Raw genomic sequence first — 5731 nt, 5'->3', positions numbered from 1 at the left:
ATTTGCGGCTCCGCCGCTTTGCTGACCCTGGGCTTTGTTGTTCAACCGCTTCGCGGTCAGTTGGATTAACTCATTGTTTCGCCCCTTCAGGGCTACTGTGCTGAATCGAAACCGTACCCAGCGCGTCGCGTCGCGGCTACCACCGCTACGCTCTGCCCTGGGCTGATATGTTGCGCCCCTTCGGGGCTTGAGCAGGCGCAAGATTAGGCAGAATAAGAGACTAGTATACAAGGGTAAGCCCCAGGGATATCCTGGGGCTTAACAATGATCAATCTCCGCAAACGATCAACCCGCAGGACTACTCCTCGGCGATCCGCCGCAGCTTCGGGATATCCAGCCGGAAGCGGTTGGGCACAGTCTCCACCAATAACCCCTGCCGCCTGAACTCGGCGACGGTCCGACTGGTGGTCTCAGTGGTGACACCGATCATGGCACCCATGTCCTCCCGACCGAACAGGTGACACTCGCTGTTTTCCTGATCGCACACGCCGCTGCGAACCAGGCGCAGCAGCAGCCGCGCCACCCGCTGCCGGGCCGATCCGGTCGAGAGCTCCGTCAGCCAGGCGTCCGCCGCAGTCAGTGCGCGCTGCCAGCGGGCCATCAGTTCCCGGTGCAGGACCGGGTTGTCGGCGCCCAGATCGAGCACCATGCGGGCCGGAAAGCGGCACACCTCGGTGACCTGCAGGGCCACTGCATCGTGTTGATAACGCTCACCGAGGATCGCCTCCAGCCCCAACACATCACTCCTGCACGCGAGCCGAACGATGCGCTGGCTACCGTCGGGTAGCGACTGAATCAGTTTGCAGGCGCCGCTGCGCACGGTAAACATGAAGTCACCGCTGTCCCCGGCGTGATACAGGGTCTTGCCCGGCCTCAGCGTAAACTGGTCGATCGGGTCGTGGATGCGCTCGAAGTCGCGCTCCGCGAGCCCCGCAAACAGCACCGTGTCGCGCAACGAGCAGTTGCGGCAGTCCGCCTCGCCGGACCAGGCGTCCCGCAGTGTCACAGTCTTCACCATCACCAACAGGTGTCCTCTTTGATCAGTCGGTCGACCGGCCTGCCAGTGATCGGTCTCATTTCGTCAGGGCCATAAAGAGCTGCGGCAGCCGCTCCGGCAGTCGCTCGACCCGGTCGATGACGGTGAAGCGATTGCCGAAGCAGTCGCGGACATACTCATCGGCATGGGCGTCGAGATTGATGCAATAGGTGTAGATGCCCTGCTGGTCGAGCTCCTGCACGGCCTTATGGGTATCCTCGATCAGCAGGCGCTCGTCATCCACGTCGATGTCGTGGGGCTGGCCGTCAGTGAGGATCAGCATGAGCTTCTTCTGCGCCTGGCGCGCCTCAAGATAATGCGCGGCGTGGCGCAATGCCGCGCCCATGCGGGTGGAATAGCCCGCCTGCATCGCCGCCAGCCGCCCCTTCACCTGGTCGTCCCAGTCCTCACTATAACCCTTGATGTGCTGGTAACGGACCTCATGCCGGGTGTTGGATGAGAAGCCGGCGATGGCGAACTCATCCCCCAAGTGATCGATCGCCCAGCCGAGCAGCGCGACGGCCTCCTGACTGAGTTCCAGGATACTCTGGCTACACCCGTCCGGGACCTGATTCAGCGACTGGGACAGATCCAGCAGGAGCATGACCGCTATGTCGCGCCCGTCATGACGGTGGCTCATATTGATGCGCGGGTCGGGGGTCGCCCCACCCCGGTAGTCGATCAGTGAGCGGATGGCCACGTCCAGGTCCAACTCGCTGCCCTCCTCCTGGTAACGCAGGCGCACGTATTGCTGGGGCTTGAGCAGGTCGAGGATCTGCTTGAGACGCTTGGCCAGCATCCGGTGCTTGGCGAGCAGCGCGTCGATCAGGGCAGGGTCGCCCGCGGGGTGCAGACCCTCGTAGAGACTCACCCAGTCGGGGCGATAGGTCTTACTCTTGTAATCCCACTCCGGGTAATGGCGCGGCGGCAGGGTCTGCGCCTCCTCCGGCGGGCGCTGCTTGCGCTGAGCAAAGGTCTCCTCCTCATCGCCCTGCTCGATATAGCGCCACAGATGTCGATTGTCGTCGCGGTAGTCGACGTGCGTATCGGTGAAATAGACCTTGGGCGAGAGGTCCTGCTGGCGGCGCGTCCGGGCGATATAGGCAATCGCCAGTTCTGCGATCGCCTGGGTGCTGGACTCGCCCTGGGCCAATTCGCCATGGAAACGGGCGACAAATTCAAGCAGGTCCGGATTACAGTAGTCATGGTGCGGGTCGAGTACGGCACGCGAAAAGACCGCGAGCCGATGGCGAATGCACGACTCGCGCTCGGGGTCGCAGGCATCCTGCGCGGGCGCCGGGTGCAATGCCAGTAAGATCGCGCGCAGCCCAGGATACTGGCGCAGCGCCAGGGTCTCGACCCGGCAATCCTCGAAGATTTCCACCGCCACCCGCTGGAAGGGGCTCAGGTTGTCCGCCACCAGGGAACGGCTCCAGCGCCGGTGGGCGGCGATATGGGCCAGCAGTGCCCGGTAACGATCAAGACCGGGCACCCCCTCACGATCATCATAAACATCCGGCACCCGGACCCCCAGCGGATCGAAATAGGGCACGGGCTTGCGCAGTTCATCGAATCCTTCCGAATACGGGACCAAGGGCAACCGCTCCCGCCACAGGGCACGCAGATACAGATCGAGCCGGCGCTCATTATCAACGAACAGGGTACCGTGGCGCTCCCGCTGCAAGACGGCGCGGCTGTCCGCCGACTGCAGACTGAAATAATCACGCTGGCGGTCGGGATGATCGCCATAGTGACGCACGCCGTAATCGATCCAATTGCTTAAGCCCAGACAGGTGAGTTGACTGAGTAGATAGGGGATACGCTCCAGCAGGTCCGGGAGGCTCGGACTCGGGATGGTGGTATGAAACCCATGGATGGAACCGGTGGTCCGCCCCATGAAGTCCAGGATGATCTCGATATAACGGCCGAGCAGCTCGGCGCACGGCAGCCGGCGCGACGTCTCCGGGATACTCTGCAAGAAGGGCAGAATCGCCTTGCCATTGGGGCTGCGGGAGATGCTCCACACCGCCTGGGAGACCATGACCAGCGTCTCCTCACCCAGATCGGCGGCGACCCGCGGCATCTCCTGGAGATACACCAGGACCGGTTCGAAGCCGCGCCCGATCCGGCAGATAGCCGAGGCCCCATCCAGATAATCGTTGATCCCCGCCTCGCTCAAGAGCGCCTGCGCCTCGGCGAGACAGTCCGGAAAGACCTGATCAAGCTGGGGAAAATTGCAGCGCAGTTGCTGCCGGTAGGGCGCAAGGGCCTCAGCTGGGAGCGGGAGCGTTACAAGCATGAGACCTCCGGCGGTGTTCTCAGGGTCAAGGTGACAGGATACACCGGTCGTCCGCCGGTCAGTACGCCAGAAGTTACGCCTTTTTCACAAATTCGGACTTCAACTGCATGGCACCAATGCCCTCGATCCTGCAATCGATATTGTGATCGCCGTCGACCAGCCGCATCACCTTGACCTTGGTTCCGACCTTCACGACCGAGGACGTTCCCTTGACCTTGAGGTCTTTGATCACGGTGACCGAGTCGCCGTCATTGAGCACATTCCCAAAGGCATCGCGCACCACCAGACCTTGCTCGGCGTCCCCCGAGACGACATCGCGCGCCCACTCATGCGCGCACTCGGGACAGACATACATGGCACCATCTTCATAGGTGTGTTCAGAACCACATTCCGGACATTTCGGCAAACTGCTCATTACTTCACTCTATCAAAAAACAGGTAGGCGGCAAAAACCGCCGCGGTGAATCCGGCCAAGTCGGCGATCAGACCGCCGGCGACCGCGTAGCGGACCCGCTTGATGCCGACCGCACCAAAATAGACGGCGAGGACGTAGAACGTGGTCTCGGTGCTGCCCTGGATGATACAGGCAAGACGACCGGCGAACGAGTCGGCACCCTTGGTTTGCATCGTTTCGATCATCATGGCACGCGCACCCGAGCCGGAGAGTGGCTTCATCAGCATCGTCGGCAGACCCTCCACCCAGCGGGCATCGAACCCCGCCGCGCTGATCAGCCCAGCAGCCGCCTGCATGACCACGTCTAATGCGCCGCTGGCCCGCAACAGGCCGATCGCCACCAGCATGGCCACCAGGTATGGAATGATGGTAATGGCCGTCTGAAAACCCTCTTTCGCACCCTCGATGAAGGCCTCATAGGCGTTAATCCTTCGCCACAGGGCGCCAAGCAGAAACACCATGATGATGGCCAGCAGCAGAAAATTGCTCAGCAGCGAGGACGTCGCGGCCATCGCGGTCGCCGGCAAACCGGCGAAATAGACCGCCAGTCCACCGACCCCCAGCGTCAAGCCGGCAATCCAGGCCAACACCACCGGATCGAGACGGATGCGCTGACGCCAGGCCACAAAGGCAAAGCCGGCGAGCGTGGAGCAGTAGGTAGCCATCAGTATCGGGATGAAGACGTCGGTCGGGTCCGCCGCGCCGAGTTGCGCCCGATAGGTAAAAATCGTCACCGGCAGGAGCGTGACGCTGGAGGCATTGATCACGAGAAACAGGATCTGCGCATTGCTCGCCGTATCCTGATCCGGATTGAGCATCTGCAGCTCCTTCATCGCCTTGATGCCGATGGGTGTTGCCGCATTGTCGAGCCCGAGCATATTCGCCGCCATGTTCATGGTGATCGCGCCCAAGGCCGGGTGCCCCGGCGGCACCTGCGGAAACAGCCGGACAAAGAGCGGCGACAGCAGGCGCGCGAGGCCATCGAGAAAGCCAACCCGCTCGCCGATCTTCAGCACCCCCAACCAGAGACACATCACCCCGGTGAGTCCCAGCGCGATATCGAAGGCCAGCTTGGCATTATCGAATCCAGCCTTCATCATCCGGGCAAAGATATCCGGCTGGCCGCCGATCAAGAACTGGAACAGGCCGGCAGCAAAGGCGGTCAGCAAGAAGCCGATCCAGATCAGATTAAGCATGGCGGAACGACCGTAGGTTGGGGTGAGCATCGCGAACCCCAACGCAGTATAGTGGGCAGCCGAAGAGTTGAGGTTCCTTCGTCACCCCAATCTACACCACATCATCAGGCGGCCTTTTTCTTTGAAATGCCCTGATCCAACTCAAGCGTATAAGACAGGATCGTGTCGAGATTGAGCCGATCCGATGCTCTAAGTATCTCTATACCGCAAATCTTTCCGTCCGCTGTGGTATCGAGATTGACGCCTTCTGCGATTTCGATGACTCCATCCGGCGCTTGATCGCCGAGACTCAAGTACAAGGCATCAACTTCATCGTCATAATGTACTTTCATGTCACAGCCCCTTCTTGAGCGGGTAATTCGTGATGACTGTAATAACCTCACCCGCACGAGAGGCAACAATCTTCAGTGGATACTTGAAGCCGAGCACTTCGCTGATGATCTCATGCTCCCCATCAGGGACATTTGCATCAGCGACCATTTTCTCCACAACGGCTTGCGGAATGTTGTAGAGCTTGGCGCGTCGCTGCGCATGTCTCGAAAACTTTACCTTCACTTCACCATCCCCCGCCAATCGTTCCGCTTCAATTAAGGTTGGGGTGAGCATCGCGAACCCCAACGCGGCGTAGCGGAGACCCGAAGCTGTTGGGGTTCCTTCGTCACCCCAACCCTGCAAAAATGGGCGGAGGGGACCCATCAGGAAATCCTCGTCTAAGGCTTGCTATCGATACTGCCAGGGATAATTCT

The 5731-nt window shown here is 60.9% G+C and carries 6 protein-coding genes; all 6 read right to left on the bottom strand.

Annotated features, from left to right (window positions below):
* Positions 1-298 precede the first annotated feature (298 nt).
* Positions 299-1018, bottom strand: a complete 720-nt coding sequence (locus QZY44_RS14470) for a Crp/Fnr family transcriptional regulator (protein WP_295447385.1) — start codon at positions 1016-1018, stop codon at positions 299-301.
* 55 nt (positions 1019-1073) lie between these two features.
* The gene (locus tag QZY44_RS14465; protein ID WP_295447383.1) at positions 1074-3335 is read right to left on the bottom strand and encodes a VWA domain-containing protein; all 2262 of its coding nucleotides are present in this window, start codon (positions 3333-3335) and stop codon (positions 1074-1076) included.
* A 73-nt stretch (positions 3336-3408) separates the two neighbouring features.
* A complete protein-coding gene (locus QZY44_RS14460; protein ID WP_295447381.1) occupies positions 3409-3750 on the bottom strand; it encodes a zinc ribbon domain-containing protein YjdM in 342 nt (113 codons plus the stop codon).
* The gene (locus QZY44_RS14455) at positions 3750-5015 is read right to left on the bottom strand and encodes a nucleoside recognition domain-containing protein (RefSeq protein ID WP_295447379.1); all 1266 of its coding nucleotides are present in this window, start codon (positions 5013-5015) and stop codon (positions 3750-3752) included. Before QZY44_RS14455 ends, QZY44_RS14460 begins: the two co-directional genes overlap by 1 nt.
* A 74-nt stretch (positions 5016-5089) precedes the next feature.
* Positions 5090-5317, bottom strand: a complete 228-nt coding sequence (locus QZY44_RS14450) for a DUF2283 domain-containing protein (RefSeq protein WP_295447377.1) — start codon at positions 5315-5317, stop codon at positions 5090-5092.
* A gap of 1 nt (position 5318) precedes the next feature.
* Positions 5319-5591, bottom strand: a complete 273-nt coding sequence (locus QZY44_RS14445; RefSeq protein WP_295447375.1) for a hypothetical protein — start codon at positions 5589-5591, stop codon at positions 5319-5321.
* Positions 5592-5731 lie beyond the last annotated feature (140 nt).

It is taken from the genome of uncultured Thiodictyon sp., from assembly GCA_903837595.1.
Classification (GTDB): domain Bacteria; phylum Pseudomonadota; class Gammaproteobacteria; order Chromatiales; family Chromatiaceae; genus Thiodictyon.
The sequence above is the reverse complement of the archived record's forward strand: the minus strand, read 5'-3'. Positions and strand labels throughout refer to the sequence as shown.

What these genes read in the sequence shown, in the direction of transcription:
- QZY44_RS14470 (WP_295447385.1), bottom strand. Translation starts at nt 1,018, where the DNA reads ATGGTGAAGACTGTGACACTGCGGGACGCCTGGTCCGGCGAGGCGGAC.
- QZY44_RS14465 (WP_295447383.1), bottom strand. Translation starts at nt 3,335, where the DNA reads ATGCTTGTAACGCTCCCGCTCCCAGCTGAGGCCCTTGCGCCCTACCGG.
- QZY44_RS14460 (WP_295447381.1), bottom strand. Translation starts at nt 3,750, where the DNA reads ATGAGCAGTTTGCCGAAATGTCCGGAATGTGGTTCTGAACACACCTAT.
- QZY44_RS14455 (WP_295447379.1), bottom strand. Translation starts at nt 5,015, where the DNA reads ATGCTCACCCCAACCTACGGTCGTTCCGCCATGCTTAATCTGATCTGG.
- QZY44_RS14450 (WP_295447377.1), bottom strand. Translation starts at nt 5,317, where the DNA reads ATGAAAGTACATTATGACGATGAAGTTGATGCCTTGTACTTGAGTCTC.
- QZY44_RS14445 (WP_295447375.1), bottom strand. Translation starts at nt 5,591, where the DNA reads ATGCTCACCCCAACCTTAATTGAAGCGGAACGATTGGCGGGGGATGGT.